Origin of the sequence: Arthrobacter sp. STN4 (assembly GCF_024539665.1) — a bacterium.
Lineage (GTDB): Bacteria > Actinomycetota > Actinomycetes > Actinomycetales > Micrococcaceae > Specibacter.
Map to the genome: position 1 here is coordinate 1 of NZ_JAKZGX010000077.1, position 1,065 is coordinate 1,065.

The 1,065-nt window shown below is 61.7% G+C and carries 1 pseudogene; it reads right to left on the minus strand.

What is annotated here, in order from left to right:
- Positions 1 to 147 (minus strand): annotated as a pseudogene (locus MMF96_RS19395) (NAD-dependent malic enzyme); the annotation flags it as partial.
- Between the last annotated feature and the right edge of the window lie 918 nt (positions 148 to 1,065).

A 1,065-nucleotide genomic window follows, 5' to 3' on the forward strand; every position in this document is an offset into this window, starting at 1 on the left:
AAACGCCAGCACATTGTTGATCTGGTTCGGAAAATCACTACGCCCCGTCGCCACCACCGCCGCATGCCGCCGCGCCACCTCCGGCATGACCTCCGGATCCGGGTTCGACAACGCAAAAACAATCGCATCCCCCTTCATCCCAGCCAGGGCCACCCTGGGCCTGCCCGGCTGGCTGGCGTTGCGTTGATGGGAAAGCCGTGGCGGGTGTTGCCGACGGCGCGCAGGGGTGGCACGGCTACCGCGCCTCGGGCCGTTCAGTCAGTTCGAGCTTGCAGGGGAGTGGGCCACAGCGTTGGTGAAAGCCGTGTCGATGAGGGCGGCCGGCACGGCCTTGGCCTGCCGAGGGCACCGACGAGCGAGAAGTTGGTCGTGCCTCGCAGTTCGCGCACGGTGCCTGGAGCGCCGTGTCCGTCGAACATGGCGCACCCCTTGTTGTAGTAGGCCCTGAACACGGTGAGAGGGCCGTTGCCAAGGGTGATCGTGTAGGCCAGGTCGGGCGGTGTTGCTTGGGGTTGGTGGCGTCCAGGGGTGGCATGCAGGCTTCCTTGGGTCTGCGCGTGGGTCCGGTGGTGGCCGTGGTGGTGTAGGCGGTCCGCGGCGTTCCTGGCTCCCGGGTTTTGGCGGCCGGGTTTTGGCGGCCGGTCCCTGGTGTGGCCGGGGGCCGGCCGTGTGGTTCGCTGCCGGGTGCGGGTGCGGGGGCGGGTGCGGGTGTTTTTGCCGGTGGTGTGTGGTGGTTGTGGTGGATTTGCGGGTGTGGGTGGGGGCGTGTATTGTTTATTGAGTTGCCTGCACAGGGTTGAGCCGCTTTCCGTTGGGGGGCTGGGCTCCCATTGTGTGGGGGGACCTAATCCTGGTTGTTTTCCTTGCGGATATTGTCGACGTTTTTTGTTGGTTTTGTTTGTTGGGGGATGGGGTTTGTGGGTTTTGTGGAGTGATGGTCCGCACGGTGTGTGGATTGGACAAAATGAATTCCTTTGAATTAGTATTGTTTCATCACGTCAATGAAAACAAATCTTGTTGTTCATGGTTTGTGGGTATTTGAATTGTGGTTGTTGTTTGAGAACT